General features: G+C 42.2%; 25 protein-coding genes. 14 read left to right on the forward strand and 11 right to left on the reverse strand.

Features of this window, described 5'->3' with window-relative positions; genetic code table 11:
- The first annotated feature begins 62 nt into the window (after positions 1-62).
- Positions 63-629 carry an NADPH-dependent FMN reductase gene (locus tag B4F91_RS18080; RefSeq protein ID WP_029773331.1) on the forward strand — a complete coding sequence of 189 codons (567 nt, stop codon included), beginning with the start codon at positions 63-65 and terminating at the stop codon, positions 627-629.
- 3 nt (positions 630-632) lie between these two features.
- Here the strand turns inward: B4F91_RS18080 and B4F91_RS18085 are convergent, their stop codons facing one another.
- On the reverse strand, positions 633-1,076 hold the full coding sequence (locus B4F91_RS18085) for a TerB family tellurite resistance protein (RefSeq protein WP_024033928.1): 444 nt from the start codon (positions 1,074-1,076) through the stop codon (positions 633-635).
- Between the two features lie 98 nt (positions 1,077-1,174).
- Here B4F91_RS18085 and B4F91_RS18090 point away from each other — a divergent pair, with 98 nt between their 5' ends.
- On the forward strand, positions 1,175-1,549 hold the full coding sequence (locus tag B4F91_RS18090) for a hypothetical protein (RefSeq protein ID WP_286936362.1): 375 nt from the start codon (positions 1,175-1,177) through the stop codon (positions 1,547-1,549).
- Position 1,550: 1 nt separating this feature from the next.
- Here the strand turns inward: B4F91_RS18090 and B4F91_RS18095 are convergent, their stop codons facing one another.
- A complete protein-coding gene (locus B4F91_RS18095; RefSeq protein ID WP_286936360.1) occupies positions 1,551-2,144 on the reverse strand; it encodes a hypothetical protein in 594 nt (197 codons plus the stop codon).
- Between the two features lie 43 nt (positions 2,145-2,187).
- Positions 2,188-3,174, reverse strand: coding sequence for a hypothetical protein (locus B4F91_RS18100; protein ID WP_029773334.1), 987 nt, complete (start codon positions 3,172-3,174; stop codon positions 2,188-2,190).
- A gap of 340 nt (positions 3,175-3,514) precedes the next feature.
- On the opposite strand from B4F91_RS18100, the gene B4F91_RS18105 reads away from it, so the two are divergent.
- Positions 3,515-5,026 carry a DUF3360 family protein gene (locus B4F91_RS18105; protein WP_096740302.1) on the forward strand — a complete coding sequence of 504 codons (1,512 nt, stop codon included), beginning with the start codon at positions 3,515-3,517 and terminating at the stop codon, positions 5,024-5,026.
- Between the two features lie 83 nt (positions 5,027-5,109).
- Here the strand turns inward: B4F91_RS18105 and leuD are convergent, their stop codons facing one another.
- The 5 genes from leuD to fabR form a co-directional block, all read right to left on the reverse strand.
- On the reverse strand, positions 5,110-5,709 hold the full coding sequence (gene leuD / locus B4F91_RS18110) for a 3-isopropylmalate dehydratase small subunit (protein ID WP_004589386.1): 600 nt from the start codon (positions 5,707-5,709) through the stop codon (positions 5,110-5,112).
- Positions 5,709-7,109 (reverse strand): 3-isopropylmalate dehydratase large subunit, encoded by a 1,401-nt coding sequence (gene leuC, locus B4F91_RS18115; RefSeq protein WP_024033932.1) that lies wholly within the window; start codon positions 7,107-7,109, stop codon positions 5,709-5,711. Before leuC ends, leuD begins: the two co-directional genes overlap by 1 nt.
- Before the next feature lie 54 nt (positions 7,110-7,163).
- On the reverse strand, positions 7,164-8,240 hold the full coding sequence (leuB, locus tag B4F91_RS18120; RefSeq protein WP_004589388.1) for a 3-isopropylmalate dehydrogenase: 1,077 nt from the start codon (positions 8,238-8,240) through the stop codon (positions 7,164-7,166).
- Positions 8,237-9,790: a 2-isopropylmalate synthase gene (gene leuA / locus B4F91_RS18125; RefSeq protein ID WP_004589389.1), complete on the reverse strand. Its 1,554-nt coding sequence runs from the start codon at positions 9,788-9,790 to the stop codon at positions 8,237-8,239. The genes leuB and leuA overlap by 4 nt, the downstream gene beginning before the upstream one ends.
- Before the next feature lie 403 nt (positions 9,791-10,193).
- Positions 10,194-10,814: an HTH-type transcriptional repressor FabR gene (gene fabR, locus B4F91_RS18130; RefSeq protein ID WP_004589390.1), complete on the reverse strand. Its 621-nt coding sequence runs from the start codon at positions 10,812-10,814 to the stop codon at positions 10,194-10,196.
- A 127-nt stretch (positions 10,815-10,941) separates the two neighbouring features.
- Here fabR and B4F91_RS18135 point away from each other — a divergent pair, with 127 nt between their 5' ends.
- On the forward strand, positions 10,942-12,075 hold the full coding sequence (locus B4F91_RS18135) for an acyl-CoA desaturase (protein WP_055255265.1): 1,134 nt from the start codon (positions 10,942-10,944) through the stop codon (positions 12,073-12,075).
- Between the two features lie 13 nt (positions 12,076-12,088).
- On the forward strand, positions 12,089-13,519 hold the full coding sequence (gene sthA, locus B4F91_RS18140; RefSeq protein WP_029774151.1) for a Si-specific NAD(P)(+) transhydrogenase: 1,431 nt from the start codon (positions 12,089-12,091) through the stop codon (positions 13,517-13,519).
- Positions 13,520-13,587: 68 nt separating this feature from the next.
- Here the strand turns inward: sthA and hemE are convergent, their stop codons facing one another.
- The gene (hemE, locus tag B4F91_RS18145) at positions 13,588-14,652 is read right to left on the reverse strand and encodes a uroporphyrinogen decarboxylase (protein ID WP_024033935.1); all 1,065 of its coding nucleotides are present in this window, start codon (positions 14,650-14,652) and stop codon (positions 13,588-13,590) included.
- A 524-nt stretch (positions 14,653-15,176) separates the two neighbouring features.
- Here hemE and rsd point away from each other — a divergent pair.
- The gene (rsd, locus tag B4F91_RS18150) at positions 15,177-15,647 is read left to right on the forward strand and encodes a sigma D regulator (protein WP_286938765.1); all 471 of its coding nucleotides are present in this window, start codon (positions 15,177-15,179) and stop codon (positions 15,645-15,647) included.
- A 58-nt stretch (positions 15,648-15,705) separates the two neighbouring features.
- Here the strand turns inward: rsd and fkpA are convergent, their stop codons facing one another.
- Positions 15,706-16,452: an FKBP-type peptidyl-prolyl cis-trans isomerase gene (gene fkpA / locus B4F91_RS18155; protein WP_004589617.1), complete on the reverse strand. Its 747-nt coding sequence runs from the start codon at positions 16,450-16,452 to the stop codon at positions 15,706-15,708.
- Between the two features lie 204 nt (positions 16,453-16,656).
- Between fkpA and B4F91_RS18160 the strand changes: the two genes are divergently transcribed.
- Together B4F91_RS18160 and B4F91_RS18165 are read left to right on the forward strand one after the other, a co-directional pair.
- Positions 16,657-17,655: a WD40 repeat domain-containing protein gene (locus B4F91_RS18160; RefSeq protein ID WP_286938763.1), complete on the forward strand. Its 999-nt coding sequence runs from the start codon at positions 16,657-16,659 to the stop codon at positions 17,653-17,655.
- Complete coding sequence (locus B4F91_RS18165; RefSeq protein ID WP_004589619.1) at positions 17,642-17,854, forward strand: SlyX family protein; 213 nt, start codon at positions 17,642-17,644, stop codon at positions 17,852-17,854. Before B4F91_RS18160 ends, B4F91_RS18165 begins: the two co-directional genes overlap by 14 nt.
- Before the next feature lie 23 nt (positions 17,855-17,877).
- Here the strand turns inward: B4F91_RS18165 and B4F91_RS18170 are convergent, their stop codons facing one another.
- Positions 17,878-18,081 carry a YheV family putative zinc ribbon protein gene (locus B4F91_RS18170; protein ID WP_004589620.1) on the reverse strand — a complete coding sequence of 68 codons (204 nt, stop codon included), beginning with the start codon at positions 18,079-18,081 and terminating at the stop codon, positions 17,878-17,880.
- Between the two features lie 132 nt (positions 18,082-18,213).
- On the opposite strand from B4F91_RS18170, the gene B4F91_RS18175 reads away from it, so the two are divergent.
- From B4F91_RS18175 to B4F91_RS18200, 6 genes are all read left to right on the forward strand, one after another.
- On the forward strand, positions 18,214-20,136 hold the full coding sequence (locus tag B4F91_RS18175) for an ATP-binding cassette domain-containing protein (protein WP_064384660.1): 1,923 nt from the start codon (positions 18,214-18,216) through the stop codon (positions 20,134-20,136).
- Entirely contained in the window at positions 20,120-20,542 is a 423-nt protein-coding gene (locus B4F91_RS18180) for a TIGR02444 family protein (RefSeq protein ID WP_055255260.1), read from the forward strand. The genes B4F91_RS18175 and B4F91_RS18180 overlap by 17 nt, the downstream gene beginning before the upstream one ends.
- A 245-nt stretch (positions 20,543-20,787) precedes the next feature.
- Entirely contained in the window at positions 20,788-20,934 is a 147-nt protein-coding gene (locus B4F91_RS18185; RefSeq protein WP_004589623.1) for a hypothetical protein, read from the forward strand.
- Positions 20,935-21,045: 111 nt separating this feature from the next.
- Positions 21,046-22,038 carry a hydrolase gene (locus tag B4F91_RS18190; protein WP_024033940.1) on the forward strand — a complete coding sequence of 331 codons (993 nt, stop codon included), beginning with the start codon at positions 21,046-21,048 and terminating at the stop codon, positions 22,036-22,038.
- The gene (locus B4F91_RS18195) at positions 22,035-22,289 is read left to right on the forward strand and encodes a YheU family protein (RefSeq protein ID WP_004589625.1); all 255 of its coding nucleotides are present in this window, start codon (positions 22,035-22,037) and stop codon (positions 22,287-22,289) included. The genes B4F91_RS18190 and B4F91_RS18195 overlap by 4 nt, the downstream gene beginning before the upstream one ends.
- Before the next feature lie 64 nt (positions 22,290-22,353).
- Positions 22,354-23,550, forward strand: a complete 1,197-nt coding sequence (locus B4F91_RS18200) for a dipeptidase (RefSeq protein WP_288636152.1) — start codon at positions 22,354-22,356, stop codon at positions 23,548-23,550.
- Positions 23,551-23,571 lie beyond the last annotated feature (21 nt).

Consider the following 23,571-nt stretch of genomic DNA (forward strand, 5'->3'; position numbering starts at 1 on the left):
GTTTTCTACAAGCAAAAATTTGCTACATTAGTGTCATACCCAACCAATAAAAGGTCTAAATTATGTCAGCACCAAAAATTATCGCGCTCGCGGGTAGCCTGCGTAAAGATAGCTTTAACCAAAAACTTATTAACGAAGCAGCTCGTTTTGCTCTGCAAACCGGTGCTGAAGTGGAAGTAATTACACTCGCCGAGTTAAATTTGCCATTATTTAGCGAAGACATTGAAGCGCAAGGCACACCTACCGATGCACAACTATTAAAAGATAAACTGCGTAATGCTGATGGTATTTTACTAGCAAGCCCAGAGTACAACGGCTCAATTACTGCTGCACTTAAAAATGCAATTGATTGGGCGTCGCGAACTGAGCAAGGCGCAGTCCCCGCATTTCGCAACAAAGTAGTGGCGTTATTTGCTACATCACCGGGTGGTTTGGGTGGTTTGCGCGGCTTAAACCATGTACGCGATATTTTAAGTGGGATTGGCTCGTTAGTACTTGCCGATCAGCTCGCTATCCCATCTGCATTTACTGTATTTGACGAAGATGGAAAAATTAGCGACCCTACCACAGCAGAAAAAGTTAGCGTATTAACGCAGCAGCTCGTTTCTGTTGCTAGTAAATTAAGCTAATTTTTACGATTGTGTCGCTGCTAATTTAGCAGCGATAAAATCGGTGTGCGCTACATATAAAAGCCCAGCCACTTTGCGTATTACATACTCTTCTTGAGGGTCTATCTCTCCATCGGCATACGCCAATCGCCATAATAGCTCAATTATTTCAATGCGCTGCGCCGCACTGCAGTGATCGTTAATCTGCTTAGAAAATTGAAAGTAATCAATAGCCCCATCTAAGCTACCAGCGGCATTGTTGGTGAGCTCATCAACTTCCGATTCTGTTAAATTAAAGTATTTTTTTAAGGTTACAGTCAGGGTGTGTTGTTCATTATGGTCGAGCTTAGAATCAGCACGCATTACTTCAATAAGCAGCGCAGCAACCGCTGTTTTTAGATCATGCTGCTCTATGCTTGGCTGTTGCTCGTCAAAAGCGGCAAACAGTTGTTTTATTTGTTTGAACATCACATATTCTCTTTTTGGGTGTTAGACTTAACTTAAATACATCGCACTTAATGCTTTATTAATGGGTATTAAGTTCGCAAATTAAAGGATACATTTTTATGAAAGGCTTATACACACCGCATTTAGTTGTTGGCGCTGCATTGCTAGCCTTTTCTGGTATAGGGAGCGCCTTTGCAGAAGTGGGCGAAAAAGAAAAGTCATACGACTTTGATAACAAAGTACATTACTACCAAACCAAAATTAGTGAAGACAACTATAAAATAGAAATACAATCAGACGATTACAAACACTTTGCTAATCAAAGTATGTTTTTACTGCGCCACGCAGACAGATTATGCCGCGGCAGAACCTTTATGTTAAAAGTGCTTGAAGGCGTGCAAGAGTACGAACGTTTTCCTACTAAACCACGCGCTTATCAACCACCATTAAACGTTTTACTACAATGTGACGCACCCGAGAAAAAAGAAAAATAGTTTATTTATCGTAGCCCCATGGCGCTGCTGGTGGAGTAATTGGTTTAGTTAAATCAAAGTCCACCTTAAACTCGCGCCCTTGGCGAATTAACCGATACGTAAAAACCTCAGGATAAATATACATTTGCCATGTATTACCTGCCGACTGCGCTATCCCTTGTGCTACAAATAACTCTTTAGAATATTGGTCGGCCGGGAAAGACTGCATTTGTGCAAAACCCGCTTCAAGGGTATGACCGCCATACATAGTTGAAACATCGTCGCTGCCATCTTCATGGCGATGATCGTGCTTTAAGCTCAAACCACTGCCCGTTTTAGTAATGATCCATGTACGCGATGCATCATCTCCCACATGAAATGGGACTTGTAGCTCGCTATCTGTGCATTTACGAACATGCATAATTAGTTTTTTATTCTCAAATGAGCTTGGGCCTTTTGCGTTATCTACGCTTACTTTGCCCTCAAACGCTTTACCACAATGCGCAGCTATATTATTAAAAAACGCATCGTGTGTTGGTATAGATACCAAAGGCGCAGGACGCGCGATAGCCGCTGATGAGGCAAGTAATAACGTTGCTGCCGTTAATAATTTCATAAAGTACTCTTATAATAGTTTTTTAATACCATAGCGGTTTAAGTTAATAATGGGAAATAGCTGCGACAAGTGGCTTTTCTGCTCTGTTTTTCATTAATGTTAAAAGTGAATAATGGAAGTCTTGAAAAATCACCTCACCCCATATTCGCGAATAAACACCAAAATTTGTATTATCTTGCACAGTCGTTTTTAAAGTTAAAATCGTATTGCCGCTTTTATCTTCACTTAACGCATACCCACCATAAAGAGGTGAAAAGTATTCGCCGCCTAGTTTTACGTGTTTATCGAGTGCATCATCGGGAATAGCATCAGGGTCTATCTCAAATCTATAAAGCATCTGTTTATTTGGCTGCCAATCCGTAATCACTTCTTTAAATGCAACTCCTTTTTGCCATTTACTCGTTCTAACAGCCCCAACCCCCGTAGCATTCATATTTGCCTCTAAAGGTTTAGGTACACCTATTAATTGGGTAAGCGAAAATGGCAATTCTTGTGGCTCTATGGTGCTTACATTAGCAAGCTGCTGCCATACACGATTTATAGGCGCTTCAATAACTATAGAGTTGGTGACTTCGTACGTTTTTGATAAGTGTAAATAATTTACCTCAATAGGTGAGAGCAATACAGGAAGCAAAGCTATTGAAAGTAAAGGCCTGTTAGCGTTTTTTGTTTGGCGGTTTTTAATAAAGCCTGCCAGTAAACCACCCATACTTGCAAAGAGCATAAAGGCAGGCAAAGCCATTGCCACACAAATACTGCCTTCAAGCAGTGTAATAACGCTTACAAGTAAAAAAACAAAAATTGGCTGCCAAGCAATTGTCACCATTTGCCTTTTAGTTAATGTATTTGAGCTTTTAAATTCAAAATGAATACGAATATAGCCAATTGCAACGGGCACTAAAAACATAAATGAAATAGATACAAGGCTACTTAAATTATAAGTATCAAGCAGCTCTACAAACAGCCGCATAAATATGCCGTAAAGCGTACCAAGTAGAATACCAATTGATTTAGGGGATTGAATTTGCATTGTATTTCTTATTATTTGAGTAACCATTGAACCTAGCAGATGTGCTATTTCAGTTCAATTAAAATACATAAACCACTACTTAGACTAAAGGATAACAGCCTTGTTTTTACAATGTTTCACCAAATTAGAACACATAAAAAACAAATCAACACACTGATTTTAAACAAAATATACTTTACATTTAAGAATAAAAACACAATGATTTAGCATAAAATAAAGCCATACACGACCTTTTGCCTATACATTCCTGAGTAAAAGCTGATCTACTCTGCTCCTTCACTATTCATTTGCTTTAACAAAAGCCGTATTAATAAATAAGCAACGAGTAACAGGAGGGACTATGTCAGTAACCCCAAAGGGTAACGAGCCAAAAAAAACAAGCGCATCGCACGTAGATGATGCCAACAGCTATCAAAATAAGCATAAAGCTAGTTCAGAGTTTAGTACCCGCGACGAATACCTAGAGCACGAGCTGCAAATTATGCAGCCTAAACGCTGGCGGCCTAATTTACCATTTAGAGACTACCGCTTTGAATTTGAAGACACGATTCCTGCCATGGCGGGCACCATTGGTAAAGTCGTTATGGTGGGTGCTATTGCCGCTACTTTTGCAGCGCCACTAGGTTTAAGCGATGCGTTTGTGTTAGAAAACGTACGCTATGAATTACTGATTGTTTCTATTTTTATTATTTTGTTTTCGGGCTTTATTTTACCCACCGCTAACTTAGCAGGTACTCATGGGCCACTTATTCCTCTTATTCCTATTGTGGTTGCCGCTGGCGGCCATCCTATGGCATTTGGCTTACTGATTGGTGCCTTTGGCTTTATTTTAGCCATAACCAAAGGAGGGAGCTTGCTGGCACGCTTAACCAGTAAAGGCGTGTGCGGGGGCTTACTTATATATTTAGGCTTTATTGGCACAATTTCGCAGGTTAAAAAGCTGTTTGCATGGGCTGAGGCCATTGATATGGCGCACATTGCATTTATTGTTATTTTGGCGACCATTTTATTGTATGCGTTACTTGAGCACTTTAAAAAGCGCTGGTTAGCTGTGCCGCTTAGCTGCCTTATTGGCGGTGTGGTTGCATTTGCACTCGGTGCGCCGTTTGAATTTAATACCGCGCCGGGCTTACCAAATATGAACCCAGCTTATTGGTGGGGCGAGAACACAGGCTGGATGCTTGGCTTACCTACGCTTGAAAGCTTTGTGGTTGTGCTGCCGTTTGCGGTATTAGCTGTCGCTATGTGGTCACCGGATTTTTTAGGGCATCAAGTATTTCAAAAAATTAGTTACCCGCAACGCACTGAAAAAGTTCAAATGAACATAGACGACACCATGCTAAGCGCATCGGTTAGACAAACCTTTGGCTCGCTGGCCGGTGGTGCTAACTTTACCTCATCGTGGGGGACTTACATTGTCCCTGCCGCTATTGCTAAACGCCCTATCCCGGCGGGCGCCATTTTAACAGCCGTATTTTGTATTATTGCGGGTTTATGGGGCTACCCAATGGATTTAGCCATTTGGCAACCTGTGCTGTGTGTTGCGCTTATTGTAGGTGTGTTTATTCCGCTGCTTGAGGCGGGTATGGAAATGACACGCGAAGGTAAAACAACACAATCGGCCGCTATTGTTGTATTTGCGTCAAGCTTGGTTAACCCTGCTTTTGGTTGGTCACTGACTATGCTGCTTGATAACTTAGGCTTAATTGGCTGTAAAGAGCGCAGTGCTAATTTAACTAAAATGAGCCGTTGGGTTATTCCGCTAATTATGTTTGTTATTTTAACTACCGTTATGGCTATTGTTGGTATGCTGCCAGGCATACCTGCGCTAATGGCAGATTTTAGACATTAATAATTAGAAAACTTAAACATAAAAAAAGCGCGGCTTATATACTCAGCCGCGCTTTGTTTTCATATGTAATTAATTGCTTTTCGTTACTGCCAAGGGCGCTCAGCAGCAAGTTGTTTTTCAAACGCATCAATTTGTGGATTTAACGTTTCGGTCACACCAATAAAATCTAAGCCACTTAATAAACGCTCTTTTACGTCTTTACGAATATCAAAACTAATTGGCGCAAACTTATCGCTTGTTAGTGTTTGGTTTTCAAGATCGATTTGAATGTTTATATCGTCGTGTTGCTCACTAAGTACAAACAATTGCTCAAGTGTATCAGCCGGTAGCGCAATGGCTAGCATTTGGTTGTTGCCACAGTTATTAAAGAAAATATCAGCAAAGCTTTCCGCTAAAATTACTTCAAAACCATATTGCTTAAGTGCCCACGGTGCATGCTCGCGTGATGAGCCACAACCAAAGTTGTCGCGGGTTAATAATATTTGCGCGCCTTGGTAGCATGGGCGGTTTAAAATAAAATCAGGATTTGGTTCACCGTTTTCTAGGTAACGCCAATCGTAAAACAGTGCTGCATCAAAACCATCACGGCTAGTTGATGTTAAAAACTGCTTAGGAATAATTTGGTCTGTATCTACATTGTTTTTATCAAGTGGGGCCATTAAGCCACTAAAAAATACGCTCATTAGGCTTCTCCTCTTATATCAACAAAGTGACCATGTATTGCAGCAGCGGCTGCCATTGCAGGGCTCACTAAATGCGTGCGCCCGCCACGACCTTGGCGGCCTTCAAAGTTACGGTTAGACGTAGATGCACAACGTTTGCCCGCCTCTAAGCGGTCGTCGTTCATTGCTAAACACATTGAACAGCCCGGCTCGCGCCACTCAAAACCTGCCGCTTTAAAAATATCTGCTAAGCCTTCGTCTTCGGCTTGCTTTTTAACAAGGCCAGAGCCCGGTACGATAAGTGCTTCAATGCCAGCTACAACCTGCTTGCCTTCAACAATTTTTGCCGCTGCACGTAAATCTTCGATACGGCTATTTGTACATGAGCCAATAAAGACCGTATCTACTTTTGCGCTTGATAATTTATCGCCCGCTTTTAAGTCCATGTATCTAAGTGCGCTGCGAATAGCATCGGCTTTAATTAAATCTGGTTCTTGGTCAGGATCTGGTATGCATTCATCAACGCCAATTACTTGCTCTGGGCTTGTACCCCACGTAATTTGCGGCTGAATGTCGTCAGCTTCAAGCTCAACACTCAAGTCAAACTCTGCGCCTTCATCTGATTTTAAGGTTTCCCAGTATTCAACTGCAGCGTCAAAGTCAGCGCCTTTAGGTGCAAATGGGCGACCTTTTAAGTAATCATACGTAATTTGATCTGGTGCTATTAAACCTGCTTTTGCACCCATTTCAATACTCATGTTACATAACGTCATACGGGCTTCCATTGAAAGCGCTTCAATGCCTTCACCACAAAATTCAGCAACATACCCTGTACCGCCAGCTGTACCTAACTTACCAATAACCGCCATAATTAAATCTTTAGAGGTTACTGTTGGGCGAAGCACACCGTTAATTTGAATTTTTAACGATTTTGCCTTTTTTTGCTGTAGCGTTTGCGTTGCTAATACATGCTCAACCTCAGAAGTACCAATACCGTGCGCTAATGCGCCAAACGCGCCATGCGTAGAAGTATGGCTATCACCACATACAATGGTAGTGCCAGGCAGGGTAATACCTTGTTCAGGCCCCATTACATGCACTATGCCTTGGTTAATTGAGTTTAAATCGTAAAGTACAATGCCAAACTCTTTACAGTTAGCATCAAGTGCCATTAACTGGTTTTTAGATACTTCGCTTGCGGCATCAAGTGATCGGCTTTTAGTCGATACGTTATGATCCATTGTTGCAAAGGTTTTTTCTGGGCAACGTACCGTACGGTTTTTTTCACGTAGGCCTGCAAAAGCCTGCGGTGATGTCACCTCGTGTACTAAATGACGGTCAATATAAAGTAAATCAGTTTGCTCGTTTATGCTGGCAACGGTATGTGCTTGCCAAATTTTGTCGTATAACGTTTGGGCCACTTGCTAATTCCCTACTTTGTTAAGTCGCAGCATAACGGTGCTGCGATTTATATATTAAATACGTGAAACGATGGCAGCTGCCACATCGCTTGTGCTGTATCCACCTTGTGGGTAGATATCTGGCGTGCCAACGCCTGCTTCTACGGCTTCGGCTACGGCTTTTTCAATAGTGCGCGCTGCTTCGTCTTGGCCTAATGAGTAACGTAGCATAAGTGCGGCACTTAAAATTTGCGCAATCGGGTTTGCAACGCCTTTGCCTGCAATATCTGGCGCGGAGCCACCAGCAGGTTCATACAAACCAAAGCCCGATTGATTCAAGCTTGCCGATGGTAATAAGCCCATTGAGCCTGTGATCATCGCACACTCATCTGACAAAATATCACCAAATAAGTTATCGCAAAGTAGCACGTCAAACTGGCTAGGCTGTTTAACTAATTGCATAGCTGCGTTATCTACGTATATGTAATCTAGGCTTACTTCTGGGTAGTCTTTGCTTACTTCGGTAACGACTTCACGCCATAATACGCTTGATGCAAGCACGTTTGCTTTATCAACCGACGTTACATGGTTACTACGTAATTTTGCTGCCTCAAAGGCAAAGCGGGCAATGCGTTCAATTTCTTTACGCGAGTAAGTTTGTGTATCAAATGCAGCTTCTTCAGCGCCTTCGCCGCTTCGGCCTTTTTCACCAAAGTAAATGCCGCCTGTAAGCTCGCGTACGCATAAAATATCAAAGCCTTTTTCGCTAATATCTGCACGTAATGGCGATGCTGCGCTAAGCGCCGGTAAAAGCTGTGCTGGGCGTAAGTTACAAAACAAACCAAAGTGCTTACGAAGCGGTAAAAGCGATGCACGCTCAGGTTGCTCGTTAGGGGGTAGGTTTTCCCATTTTGGGCCACCTACCGAGCCAAATAAAATGGCATCGGCGTTTTCACACGCGCTTAGCGTTTTTGGTGGTAATGCTTCACCAAATTCGTCAATGGCTGCGCCACCAATAGCATGATGCTGACGGTTCAGGGTAAAACCAAACTTATTGCTTACAGCATCAAGTACTTGCTCTGCTGCTGCCATTACTTCTGGGCCAATACCGTCGCCTGCTAATACGGCAACGCTGTAGTTTGTTTTACTCATCCTGCTTTCCTTTGTTGTTTTAAATCAGACACTTTTTGTGCACGATAAATTAAGTTGTAAACACGGATCATGGCGCGTACCGACGCCTCTACCACATCCGCAGCAATACCCGCACCGTGATAAGGGCGGCCATCGTATTTAGCAATAATGTTTACTTGACCAAGCGAGCTTGCGCCTTGGCCAGTGGCTTCTAAATTGTATTCAATCATTTCAACGCTCATACCAGTTAAACGCTCAATAGCCGCAAATGAGGCTTCAACAGGGCCATTACCTGTAGCAGCTTCTTGTTTTGCTTCGCCATCAATTAACATCCCAATGGTAGAGCTGGCTACCGACTGTGAGTTAGACGCTGAGTTTACAAACTCTAATTGGTATTTTTCGTCTTTGTCGTTAATTTGATTAAAGTAAATCATGGCTTCAAGGTCGTAATCGTATACGGTACCTTTTTGATCAGCTAACGCTAAAAAGCTCTCGTATAAGCTGTCCATATCGTAGTCAGCTTTTTGATAACCTAACTCTTCTAAGCGGTGCTCAATAACATGACGACCCGAACGTGAGGTCATATTTAATTGGTTATTTGGCACACCGACGCTTTCTGGCGACATAATCTCATAAGTATTTTGCGCTTTTAATACGCCATCTTGGTGAATGCCCGAGCTATGTGCAAAGGCGTTTTCGCCCACAATGGCTTTATTTGGCTGTACCGGCATATTGCATATTTTTGCCACTTGGCGAGATGCGCGATAAATTTCTTCGCTTTTAATATCGGTGTGTACGTTTAAGTGGTCTTTGCGCATTTTCATGATCATCGCCACTTCTTCAAGCGAGCAGTTACCCGCACGCTCACCAATACCATTTATTGTACATTCAATTTGGCGAGCACCGGCTTGTACCGCGGCTACCGAGTTAGCTACAGCTAAACCTAAATCGTTATGACAATGTACACTTAAACGCGCTTTATCTATATTCGGCACGTTATTCATTAAATGGCGGATCATTGCGGCGTATTCGTCTGGCGTTACAAAGCCAACGGTATCAGGTAAATTAATAGTAGAGGCACCGGCGTTAATTGCCTGCTCAACAATTTTACATAAATCCCAGTGCGGCGTACGCCCGGCATCTTCACACGAAAACTCAACATCATCAGTGTAGTTACGCGCTAATTTAATTGATTTAACCGCCATGGCCGTTGCATCGTCTAGGCTCATACGTAATTTGTGTTCAAGGTGCAAAGGGCTTGTGGCAATAAAAGTATGAATACGGCTTTGCTGTGCTGTGCGAAGCGCCTCACCACAGGCTTCAATGTCTTTTGCTACTGAACGTGCTAAACCACAAATAATTGGGCCTTTAACCTCGGTTGCAATACGTTGCACCGAGCGAAAATCAGCGGGGCTCGAAACCGGAAAACCCACTTCCATCACATCCACGTTCAAGCGGCTAATAGTATGCGCTAGCTGAATTTTATCGTCTTCTGTAAGGCTTGCTTTAAGTGCCTGCTCGCCATCACGTAAGGTGGTATCAAAAATCCATACTTTATCTTTGTCTTGCATAACTGCCCCTCATTCCTCTGTTACCCAAATTTCAATTTATCCCAGCCGCGAGATAATAAAAAACCCCGCAATTGCGGGGTTTTTAGTGTTTAACTCGATGCAAACACACTAATCCCCGCTCACTGACCATAGCAGTAAGAGGTTAAGTTTTAGTGTAATTAAACGAATATTTTGCATCTTGTTTCTTGTGTGTGTTCAGTGAGGCCTATTTTTAACATTACAAAGCAGTTGGTGCAAGCATAAATATTCCAAACAAGGGAATAAAAACCCTATATTAAAGAAATTTATATACCTAAAAATAGCACATTCAGGTTTTATAAATCACACAGCTACACTTTTTAGCTTAAATTAATGTGTTGAGTAAACTTGCGTGCTTAGATTAACTTATTGCTAATTTTTTAAGCTAAACCTGATTATTTGTTTCACGTATATAATGACCTGCACCGCGGGTAATATAACGCAGCTGCCAAATAACCCGCTCAATGAGTTCTTCGCGTTGTTGACCTTCTATATCAAGTGCTTCAGCGCCGGCATTAAATACCAGTGTTACCATGGCTTCGGCCTGAATATAAGCATGAATTGAATCACACTTGGTTTCGCTTTCTAGATAATGCGCAAGTTCTAAAATAAAGTGTTTTACCTCACGCGCTACGGCGGCTCTAAAGGCTTTTGAGGTGCCAGAACGTTCGCGCAGCAGTAATCTAAATTGGTTGCTTGAGTTATCAATAAACTCCATAAAGGTAACAACCGAAGTATTTATTACGCTGCCGCCACTGGCTATACGTCTGCGGGCTTGGCGCATAAGTTGGCGAAGGGTCAAGCCTGCTTCGTCGACCATGGTTAAACCTAGCTCGTTCATATCTTTAAAGTGGCGATAAAAAGAGGTGGGGGCAATACCGGCTTCGCGGGCAACTTCGCGTAAGCTTAAATTAGAAAAACTATGATCGGCACTAAGCTGATTAAATGCCGCCTCAATTAAGGCTTGTCGTGTTTTTTGTTTCTGTTGTGCTCTAACACCCGACATCCACAGCTCCCTGAGTAATTTTATATGAAGTTTTAATGATAATTAGCCGAATTGTCTAGTCTAATACTTGACGCCAAGAGATTGAAACACTATTTTAGCTTACAGTTGTACGCTGAGAGTAAAAACGATGAATAAACCACCGATTATTTGGACAAACGTCCTATTTTTTAGCCTAACCTTTTTGGCGGCTGTCACACTTGTACCTTGGTACGGCATTAATTACGGATTTACCAGCGCGCATTGGATTGCATTTGTAGGCTGTATGTTTTACGCAGGCCTATCTATTACTGCCGGATACCACCGATTATGGGCGCATAAAGCCTATAACGTACACCCTGCAATAGAATTTATTTTTGCCCTTGGTGGCGCATTTGCTTTGCAAAACAGTGCGTTGCACTGGAGTAGCGATCACCGTATACACCACGGCCAAGTAGATGACCCAGTAAAAGACCCCTACGCCGCAACTAACGGCTTTTGGTACAGCCATATTGGCTGGATGCTACGTGATTACCAAGGCGACAGTTATAACGATTACAGTAATTGTCGCGATTTACAGCGCAATAAAATTGTTATGTGGCAGCATAAACACTACTTAAAGCTTGTTATAGCCATGAATGTCGGTTTACCGCTTGTGCTTGGTTTATTAGTAGGCGATGTGTGGGGCATGCTACTACTTGCAGGTTTATTACGCTTAGTATTGAGCCAGCACTTTACCTTTTTCATTAATTCATTGGCTCATATTTGGGGCTCACGCCCATACACTGAGAAAAACACTGCGCGCGATAATGGCTTTTTAGCGTTATTTACTTATGGCGAGGGTTACCATAACTTCCACCATATTTTTGCAAGCGATTACCGTAACGGTATTAAGTGGTTTCATTACGACCCAACTAAATGGATGATTCGCTCTTTAGCAGCGCTCGGTTTAGCCAGTAAATTAAAGCGCACCCCGGTTGAGCGCATAGAAAAAGCCAAAGCCGAAACGCTAATGAGTAAAACGCAAACGCGCCTTTCAAAATTGCCTTTAGCGCAAGATAAGCTTACATTATTACAACAAGAGTACGATTTACTGCTGAAAAAGCTGCAAAATTACTGTTCACTACAAAAACAAGTGTTAGAAGCTAAAAAAAATAACATGGCAAAGCAGTGTGAACAATCAGCATTAATGACACAATACCATGAGCTGGAAGCCGCCTGGGAAAATCAAAAACAGGCATGGCTAGCACTTAATGCGAGGTTATTAAAAGCCTCTTTTAATTAATTTAGGAGTGGCTGTGGCCAAACAACCAGAACAAAAAAAAGCACCCGTAGTTTACCAATATGACGCAATAATTATTGGTACGGGCCCTGGCGGTGAAGGCACCGCCATGAACCTATCTAAAAACGATAAAAAAGTAGCGGTTATTGAGCGCCAACAAGCTGTTGGCGGTGGCTGTGTACATTGGGGAACAATTCCTTCAAAAGCATTACGCCACTCGGTTAGCCGCTATATTGAATACAAAGCAAACCCACTTTTTAATGTTGGCGAGCGCCCTAGCCGCTTAACGTTTCCTGATATTTTAAGCCATGCAAGTTCTGTTATTTCTAAGCAGTCAAACTTACGTAGCAGCTTTTACGACCGTAACCGCATTCATATGTACCAAGGCGATGCGAGCTTTGTAGATAAACACACGGTTGAAATTAAGCGCCTTGATGGCTCAGCAGAGCGTATTACCGCTAAAACTATTGTGATTGCTACCGGCTCACGCCCATACCGCCCACCTGAAGTCGACTTTAGCCATTCACGTATTTACGACAGCGATACTATTTTAGGCCTAGAGCACGACCCACAACGTGTACTTATATACGGTGCGGGTGTTATTGGCTGTGAATACGCTTCAATCTTTAAAGGCTTAGGCGCTAAGGTAGATTTAGTAAACACGCGCGACCGCTTATTGGCCTTTATGGATGCAGAAATTTCTGACGCGCTTAGCTACCACTTTTGGAACAGCGGTATTGTTATTCGTCATAACGAAGAGTTTGACCGTATAGAAACGCGCTCAGATTGCGTTGTAATGCATTTAAAATCGGGCAAGCGTGTAAAAGCCGACTGTATTTTATTTGCTAACGGGCGCACAGGTAATACCGATACGCTAAACCTTGAAGCTATTGGTTTAAAAGCCGATGGTCGAGGCCAGCTTAAAGTCAACGAAATGTACCAAACTGAGGTAGATAACGTTTACGCAGTAGGTGATGTAATTGGCTACCCAAGCTTAGCGAGTGCAGCATTTGATCAAGGCCGTATAGCTGCCGATGCTATTGCCTGCGGTAATTGCGAAGATAAGCTAATTATAGATATACCGGCCGGTATTTATACCATTCCTGAAATGAGTTCGGTAGGTAAAACAGAGCAACAGCTAACCGCTGCAAAAGTACCGTATGAAGTTGGTCGTGCTCAGTTTAAGCACTTAGCTCGTGCGCAAATTGCGGGTACAGAAGTTGGTAGTTTAAAAATATTGTTTCACAGTGAAACAAAAGAAGTACTTGGTGTGCATTGCTTTGGTGAGCGTGCCTCAGAAATTGTTCACATTGGCCAAGCCATTATGGAACAAAAAGGAGCAGGCAACACCGTTGACTACTTTGTAAATACCACATTTAACTACCCAACGATGGCAGAAGCCTACCGTGTTGCGGCGTTAAATGGATTAAATAGGTTATTTACTTAACCCGATTACTACACAGCAAAAAGCCCGCTAATTAGCGGGCTTTTTAATAGCTATTAATACTACGGCTGTTATTTGTGGTATTGCGCGCTTAGCTCATGTACTGCATTAATAAATACACCGGCGTTTTCTGGGTCTACATCTGGTGTAATACCGTGGCCTAAGTTAAATACGTGGCCATCACCTGTGCCAAAGTCTTCTAAAATAGTGCCTACTTCTTGGCGGATACGATCAGGCGTACCGTGAAGCATTGACGGGTCCATATTACCTTGCAATGCAACTTTATCGCCTACACGGCGTTTAGCGTCGCCAATATTAATAGTCCAATCAAGACCTACTGCATCACAGCCTGTTGCTGCAATTGCTTCAATCCACTGGCCACCATTTTTGGTAAATAGCGTTACCGGTACTTTACGGCCGTCGTATTCGCGAATTAAACCATCAACAATTTTATGCATGTATTGCAGTGAGAATTCGTTGTAATCGCGCGGACTTAATACGCCGCCCCACGAGTCAAATACCATTAACGATTGCGCACCGGCTTTTACTTGTGCGTTTAAGTAATCAATGACTGAATCAGCTAGTTTATCTAGTAGTAAATGTAGTGTTTGCGGCTCTGCAAACGCCATTTTTTTAATTTTACCAAATACTTTACTGCTTCCGCCTTCAACCATGTAAGTTGCTAGTGTCCACGGTGAACCCGAGAAGCCAATTAGTGGCACTTCGCCTTTAAGTTCACGGCGAATAGTACTTACTGCGTTCATTACATAGCCAAGCTCGTCAGTTGGGTCTAGCTTAGGAATCTTTTTAACATCAGCAAGTGACGAAATAGGGTTTTCAAATTTAGGGCCTTCACCGGTTTCAAAGTACAAACCTAAACCCATAGCATCGGGAATAGTTAAAATGTCACTAAATAAAATAGCAGCATCTAACGGGTAACGGCGAAGTGGTTGTAGTGTTACTTCACATGCAAGCTCAGCATTACGGCACAGGCTCATAAAATCGCCCGCTTGTGCACGTGTAGCACGGTACTCTGGTAAATAGCGTCCTGCTTGGCGCATCATCCATACCGGTGTTACATCAACGGGTTGTTTTGCAAGTGCACGTAAATAACGGTCGTTTTTTAATTCGCTCATAGCGTAAATAATCCTGAGGCTTATAGAAATTGTTCAAGATTGTACCACCATATCCTCCGGCTCTCTATCGCTAAGCTCGTAAAACATGTGTTACAGCTAACAGAACCTAGTTTGTTGCTTATTTAGTCACGTTTGAGTGTTAAATAACCAAAAAGAACTAACAATAAAAACTTTTTGTTAATATGTTTGCAACATAACAAAAACCTTGGTATTGTTTGTCCCGCGTTAACAAGAACAATAATAAAAATCTTAAACAACAATAACAAAAATATTTATAATAAAAATAACAAAAATCTTCTATAACAATAAGAAAGCTTGTATTAACAGGCCAAAACAAGAAATTAAGCCACCTTAACCGGTGGTTTTTTCTTGCCTGCAATAAAATAATAATTTACCTACAATAAATACACACATGCACCAGCTCATACCTTTTACTTGTTGATATACACTTAAATAAAATATATCTTGATGTATAAGAAAATTTAAATTTAACCATAAAAGTGACCCAGCTTAGGAGAACAGTAATGCTGACGCGCGTAGAGAAAGCTCAACAAAAATGGGGTGGTAGCCATACTGTCATTGATAAATGGTTAAACGAGCGCCAAGAGTTAATTGTACTTTATTGTAAAATGGCTGGGTTTTCGCCATACGACAAAAAAGATCACGCCTTACCAGAGCCAGAACAAATTCAAACATTTTGCCAAATTTTAATGGATTACTTATCTGCCGGCCATTTTGAAGTGTACGATGACATTGCAAAAGCCTGTGAAAGCAAGGGCCTTGAAAGCCAAGAGCTGGCAAATACAATTTACCCGCGCATTTCTAGCACAACAGATATTGCTTTAGACTTTAACGATAAATACGCAGAAGTAGATAAAGAGGACTTATTAGCAGAGTTTGATAACGATTTGTCGGTACTTGGCGAAACGTTAGAAGCGCGTTTTGAACTAGAAGATGAGCTAATAGATAATTTGTTTTCTAACCACACAGATTAATAAAATAGCCAACAAAAAAGGGACCGTTATGGTCCCTTTTTGCGTTATAAGCTACCGCTTATTGCGCAGGTGCTTCGTCATCTTGTATTTCAAGTAGTTCTACTTCAAAAACAAGCGTTGAGTTAGCTGGAATTTTACCTAGGTCACGATCGCCGTAAGCAAGTTCAGAAGGAATAGTGAACTTGTACTTAGACCCTACTGACATAAGCTGTAAACCTTCAGTCCAACCCGCAATTACACGGTTAAGAGGGAAAGTAGTTGGCTCGTTACGCGCATAAGAGCTATCAAACTCTGTGCCGTCTAATAAAGTACCTTTGTAATGTACTTTAACTACGTCTGTTGCTGCTGGCTTTTCGCCTTCGCCTTCACTAAGTACTTCGTACTGTAGACCTGACTCAGTTACTGTTACGCCTTCTTTTTTAGCATTTTCTTCTAGGTATTTTTTACCTGCTTCTTTGCTTTTTTCAGACTCAACTTTAGCTTTAGCTTCTTGCTTTGCACGCACTGATGTATCTAGCTCAGTTAGCACTTCACGGATTTTTTCTTCATCGATTTTTGCATTACCAGCAAGCGCGTCTTCAAAACCACGAATTAATAGTGCTTGGTCTAGTTCAATACCAATCTCTGATTTATCAGCTAGGTCTTTATTTAAAAAGTTACCTACTGATGCACCAATACCGTATGCTTGTTGCTGCTCTACAGTGTCTAATTTAACTTCAGCTTGTTCTTGTTTTGCTTCTTGATTACAAGCTGTAAGCGCTAAAACCGACGCTGCAATCAATGACAATCTAATCGTCTTTTTCATTTTAAATCTCCGACACACTTTGCAGTTGTCATTTATTGTATTATTACTAGTTAAAGATTAACGGCCTACATGATAGGCTGCTTGTTTAATAACTAACTAAATTAAAACCTAACCTATTATAGTGATTAGACAAACACCCTAGGCCTTCAACGTGACCTAGTCTAACCTCTCAGTCACTAAGAGTTAAGAGGAAATACCTGTAATATGTCGATATTTCGTACTTTTTTAATCGCTTTTAGCTGTTTATTAGCCCTAGCTTGTAGCGATCAAAAACAGCAAGCTGCACAACGCTTTGAACACGCAGCAAAGGGTGCGTTTTCCTCGGCAGTATCTAACGATGGTAAATACAGCCTAGTCTCCTCCATTCACCATGGGGTCGCCCTGTGGGATAATCAACAGCAGGTACTAAAATATCAATGGTTTCAACAGCAATCACAAGAAAGCCTAGTGTATGCTGTGGCTATTGCCTTTGATAATAGCGTGGCCGTTACCGCCGAAAAAACCACCTTTGCCGTGTGGGATATTAGCAGCGGCGAAAACCGCGGCTATTATAAAATTCAACAAGCCACTATTCGCGATATTGCGATAAGTAACCAAGGCCGCAGTGTTTTATACGGCAGAAGCGACGGCGTAGTGGTATTTTTAAACCTAGAAACCGGACGCCGCATTGAGTTTTTAGGCCACCAAGACAAAGTAAACACCGTTGATTTATCGCCTAATGGGCGCTATGCCTTAAGCGGCTCAAACGATTACGTTGCTTATTTTTGGGATACACGTACAGGGCAAGTAATTCATCGCTTTAATCACCCGACGCGTGTTACCCAAGTAACCCTAGACCCACAAGGTCGCTACGCATTTACCGCAGATAGTATGAAGCAAGCACATGTATGGAAGCTGACTACAGGTGATCTTGTGAGTAAACTGGCGTATATTGCGCGTCAGAAAATTTTTACTGCGGTACGCTTTAACGAACAAGGTACATTGCTGGCCACAGGCTCGCCCAATAAGCGCGTTGATTTATGGCAGTTACCCAGCGGAGAGAAAATTCAAACTTGGCAAGTCACACCACGTGAAGGCAGTAAGCCTAAATCGGCTGTGGTGCTAGATGTAACGTTTATAGATAACGGCAAGTCGTTGTTAACCGAGAGCTCGAGCGGAATTGCAGAGCACTTTACAATACGAGAAGCAAATGAACACAATTGAAAATCGTTTAATGGAGCTTGAGGCAAAAGTTGCTTTTCAAGACGAAACAATAGAAATATTAAATGACGAGCTAAAAGCACACCAACAGCAGCTTGCAAAAATGAAGCGCCAAACTGAGTTACTAGCAGAAAAACTTAAAGAAGCGCAGCAGCCGTCGCTAATGTCGCAAATGCAAGAGCCGCCTCCGCCACATTACTAAGCACCCGGCAAAATAAAACCGGGTTAATCGCCCGGTTTAAATACACCAATTACTTGTTCAAATTGGCGAGTAGATGCCTGAACAGCGTTATCGGGTTGCGCCATTTTGTGGCCGCACTCTACACACTCTACTTTTTCAACATCATGTTCTCTGTACAGCATCATGGTATCCATGGCTTTACATTCAGGGCACGATGCACCAGCAATAAATCGCTTCTTTTGTCTCACAACATTTTTCCTGTGGTTTGAACTGCACATATTTTATCGTATAACTTCCTATGTTGATACGCTTGATAAGAGCAATACGTTCTATGGTATGATAGCGCCAACTTAACCAGGGCACAGTAAAGTAACGCATTCATGATCCAAATCTCAGAAATAGAACTACTTCGTGGCGGAAAAGCCTTATTAAAAAATGCCTCGGCTACTTTATTTCCACAGCACAAAGTGGGCTTAGTTGGCGCTAATGGCTGTGGTAAATCTACCTTATTTAGTTTATTAAAATCTGAGCTGCAACTCGATGCGGGTGATTGCAATATACCTAAAGATTGGTCTATTGCTTCTGTAAAACAAGAAACCCCAGCCCTTGAAATAAGCGCCATTGATTACGTACTACAAGGTCACCCTGAATACTATGCATTGCGCATTGCCCTGCGTGAAGCTGAGCAAACAAACGATGGTGACACCCAAGCCAAAGTACATATTCAGCTTGAAAATATTAAAGGCTACAGCATAGAGTCAAAAGCGGGCGAATTACTGCACGGCTTAGGCTTTGCTAATCACCAAATAGAAAACCCTGTAAGCGCGTTTTCTGGTGGTTGGCGTATGCGTTTAAACCTTGCACAAGCACTTATTCGCGATGCCGACTTACTATTACTCGATGAACCTACCAACCACCTTGATTTAGATGCCGTTTACTGGCTTGAGCGCTTTTTACGCGCCTACACAGGCACCTTGGTACTTATATCTCATGACCGCGAGTTTTTAGACGCCGTGGTAGATCAAATTTGGCATGTCGATAAACAGCTTATTAATGTGTACAAAGGTAACTACTCACAGTTTGAACGTCAAAAAGCAGAGCGCTTGTTACAACAACAAGCAATGTTTGAAAAACAACAAGAGCAAATTGCCCATCTTGAACAGTTTATAACTCGCTTTAAAGCCAAAGCCAGTAAGGCCAAACAGGCACAAAGCCGTGTTAAAGCGCTCGAACGTATGGAAAAGCTGGCACCTGCACATGCCGACTCACCGTTTGACTTTGAATTTGCCGAGCCAACAGCCCTGCCTAACCCGCTAATGACCCTAGATAAAGCAAAAGCAGGTTATGGCGATGTCACTATTTTAAATAATATCGCGCTAAACCTAGTTCCTGGCAGCCGTATTGCGTTACTCGGTCGTAACGGCGCGGGTAAATCAACGCTTATAAAGCTATTAGCGGGCGAGCTTGAGCCGCAAGCAGGTAAAGTGGTTCAACACCATGGCTTAAATATTGGTTACTTTGCGCAGCACCAACTTGAATCGCTTGATTTAAAAGCCAGCGCAGTGACCCATATTCAACGTTTAAACCCTCAGGCCACTGAGCAATCATTGCGTGACTTTTTAGGTGGTTTTGCATTTATTGGCGATAAAGCACTTGAGCCCGTGGCGCCGTTTTCGGGCGGTGAAAAAGCCCGCTTAGTGCTAGCCATGTTAGTGTATCAAAAACCCAATTTACTACTACTTGATGAGCCAACTAACCACCTTGATTTAGAAATGCGCCACGCGCTAGTAATGGCACTACAAGGCTTTGAAGGCGCCATGGTTACCGTATCGCACGATCGCCACATGCTTAAAAACACCGCCGATGAATTTTATTTAGTCGATGATGGCAAAGTCACTCAATTTGGTTACGATTTAGATGCCTATTACCAATGGTTACTCAATGCAAATAAAGAAGCCGCTAAAAGCCAGCAGCCTGACGAGCCAAAAGCAAATCCAAGCGTTAATCGTAAAGAGCAAAAGCGCCTAGAAGCTGAGTTTAGAAAAGCCATTCAACCGCTTAAAAAACAAATTGAAAAGCTTGAAAAGCAGCTCGATAAATTTACTGCAGAGCTTAGCGAAGTTGAAGTAGCCCTTGGCGACAACACACTCTACAACGACGATAACAAAGCCCAGTTAAAAGAGCTAATTGCTAAGCAAGCAACGCTTACCCCTAAAGTAAACGACACTGAAGAAGAGCTACTGATGGCGCTTGAAGAAATGGAAGAAAAAGAGCAGGCCTTTGCCGATGAACTTGCTCAATAAAAACGACTTTTGGCAATTTGCCTGCGCTTTGTACGCAAAGCCTGGGCAACAACAAACCTTGCTGGCGCTACAAAACCAGCAAGGTAAAAACGTTAATCTGTGCTTATTTTTGCTGTACTTAGATTCACTTAAATTAAGCATTAATGCCGAGCAGCTCAGTGCGTTAATAGCGTCTATTAATGAGTTTGATACGCAGGCACTTAAGCCTCTGCGTGCCACACGCAAGTATTTAAAAGCCAATCAAGAAAGTATCAGCGACTATGCAAAAATACGCCAAGAGCTATTAAGCGCCGAGTTAAAGCTTGAAAAGCAACAACAGCAAATACTGATTGATACAGCGAATAAACTTAGCTTTTTAGAAGCTGTAAAGCCAAACAATATTGAGCTGTATGTGAAAGCCACTTAGGCTGTCAGTTTTTACACCCTCCTCTAAATGTTCATTCTATTTTCTTTGTGCAAAAAATCTTTAAGCCGATTGATTCTTCAAAGCCTATAGGCGCTGTAGTAGGAACGAAATAGCCCCTAAAACATGATCTACATCAACTTTACTTGGTTACTTTTTCCACGCAGGGAAATAGTTTGATCTCGATCACATTATGCTTTGCAAAGTCACTTTATGATGTCTCCATCAACTGAACGAGGAGATTAATCATGAACGTATTCTTTAGAGACTTTTTTAGCGACCCTGTTTTATTTATGTCTTTTGGGATTTTAGGCGTAGTGATTTCTCTTTGCCTATTTTACGCTTTTTACTTTATTAAAAAAATTAGCGAGGCTGAAGTTCCCGAGCATCATTAAGCACGACGCACAAAGCGCCTACTCAGGTTACTGATTAGGCGCTTTTTATTTTATAAAGCGAAAAATTTGGTACACTAACGCTTCGTTTTTTTCATAGTGCGTAGTACAAACATGATCAATAAGTTTAAACCAGCATGGTGGATGACCAATCGTCACGTTCAAACCATAATGCCGCGTTTTTTCCGTCCATTTCACAATACGTCCTACGAACTTGAGCAACTTGATACGCCCGACGGCGATTTTATTGAACTTGCATGGTCGCTGCCTCATAACGAAAACGCTCCCCTTGCTGTGGTTTTACATGGCCTTGAAGGCAACATAAATAGCTTTTATGCCAAAGGCATGATGAAAGCCTTAAAAAAGCAAGGCTATGCCGTAGTACTTATGCACTTTAGAAACTGCTCAAGTGAAGTTAACCGCTTACCGCGTGCTTATCATAGTGGCGATACCGCCGATTTAGCTTTTTTTATAAATCATTTAAGGGAGCAATTTCCCAGCCGCCCTATTATGGCTGTTGGTTTTTCGTTAGGGGGCAATGTACTGGCTAAATACCTAGGCGAAGAGCGCGAAAACTGCCCCTTAAGTGCTGCAGCCGTGGTCTCGGCTCCTTATGATTTATCATCATCAAGCGATGTTATTCGCAAAAGCTTAGGCAAGATTTATCAAAAGTACTTGCTCGATAGAATGAAAAAATCAATGCAGCGTAAATTGCCACAAATTAAGCAGCAAATACCTATTACCTCTGAGCAGTTAATGAAAATTGACGATTTGCTAGAGTTTGATAATCAACTAACCGCTCCACTGCATGGCTTTGAAAACGCACACGATTACTATCGCCAAGCCAGCGCTATGCCTTACTTAAAGCATATTGCGATTCCTACGTTAATAATTCATGCCAAGGACGATCCAATGTTGTCGATTAAAGCCGTGCCAAGTAGGCAAGATGTGAGTGAGCATGTTACCCTGAGCGTCTCTGAAAAAGGCGGCCACGTAGGGTTTATTAGCGGTAATAATCCGTTTAGGCCGGTATTTTGGCTTGAACAAGCCGTCCCTCATTATTTTGGCCAGCACGTCCCCACTAAAGCGAGCAGTAAGCAGTTATGATTATCCCTTTTGAACAACTTGATAAAGACACCCTCTATAACCTAATTGAAAGCTACGTGCTTCGTGAAGGCACCGATTACGGTGAGCAAGAAGTGAGTATTCAAAGTAAAGTAGCGCAGGTTAATCAGCAGCTTAGAAATGGTGAAGCGATGGTGTTTTTTTCTGAGCTACATGAGTCAGTCACTATTATCTCAAAAAATGAATTTAAAGCACTGCAAAGCGAAGAGCATGAAGCACAGTCGTTTGATTAACGCCTAACACTTGTAACTTTTGAGCTGAACGTACACAATGGCTTTTTACCCAAAGAGCCAAAACATGATAAAACTCAGCACTCTAGTGGTAGCCATATCACTAGCTTTAACACCACAAGCCTTTGCAGAGCAAGTAAAAAGCCCGTCAGACAAAGCAGTAAAACTAGCAAAAGACACTATTTTAATCGACACCCATATTGATGTACCTTATCGTATCCACGAAAAATGGGTTGATGTAACTAAAGCCACCGAAGGCGGCGACTTTGACTACCCTCGCGCAGTACAAGGGGGGTTAAACGCCCCTTTTATGTCGATTTATATTCCTGCTCACTTAGAATTTGAAGGCAAAGGTAAAAGCTACCAGCTAGCCAATCAAATGATTGATAGCATGGAAGCCATTGCACAGCGCGCCCCTGAAAAATTTGCTATTGCTAGCTCAACTGCAGATATAGAAGCGCAATTTGAGCAAGGTAAACTGTCAATTGCGATGGGCATGGAAAATGGCTCGCCAATTGAAGGAAAAATGGAAAACCTTCAGCACTTTTTTGACCGAGGTGTACGCTACATCACGCTTGCGCACTCGCAAAGCAACCATATTTCTGACTCGTCATACGATATTCGCCGTAAATGGAAAGGTTTAAGCCCATTTGGTAAAAAGCTAATTACTGAAATGAACAACGTCGGTATGCTAATTGACGTATCACATATATCAGATGATGCGTTTTATCAGGTAATGGAGCTATCTAAAACGCCGGTTATTGCTTCACACTCATCACTGCGCAAATACACGCCAGGCTTTGAGCGTAATATGAATGATGACATGTTATTAGCGCTTAAAAAGAATGGCGGGGTTATTCAAATTAACTTTGGCTCAAGCTTTGTAACCTCTAAAGCCGGTGCGTGGTACAAAGACCTTAAAAGCACTAAAGAGACCGTTAAAAAAGAAGGCACTAAGCCAAGTAAAGACTTTGATGCAGCGTACCGCGCTAAAAACCCATTCCCGTTTGCAAGCCTTGAGCAAGTACTTGATCATATTGATCACGTTGTAGAGCTTATTGGCATTGATTACGTGGGCATTGGCTCTGACTACGATGGTGTAGGCGATTCGTTACCGATTGGCTTAAAGGATGTATCTAGCTATCCTAACCTAGTGCAAGGCTTAATGGACAGAGGTTACAGCGATGCAGACATTAAAAAGATTTTAAGCGAAAATACGCTAAGGGTTTGGAAGCAAGCCGAAGCATATGCGAAAAAGCACTAAGCTGTAAGCTGTAAGCTGTAA

The organism is Pseudoalteromonas sp. UBA6610, from assembly GCF_002433295.1.
Classification (GTDB): Bacteria; Pseudomonadota; Gammaproteobacteria; order Enterobacterales; family Alteromonadaceae; genus Pseudoalteromonas; species Pseudoalteromonas atlantica.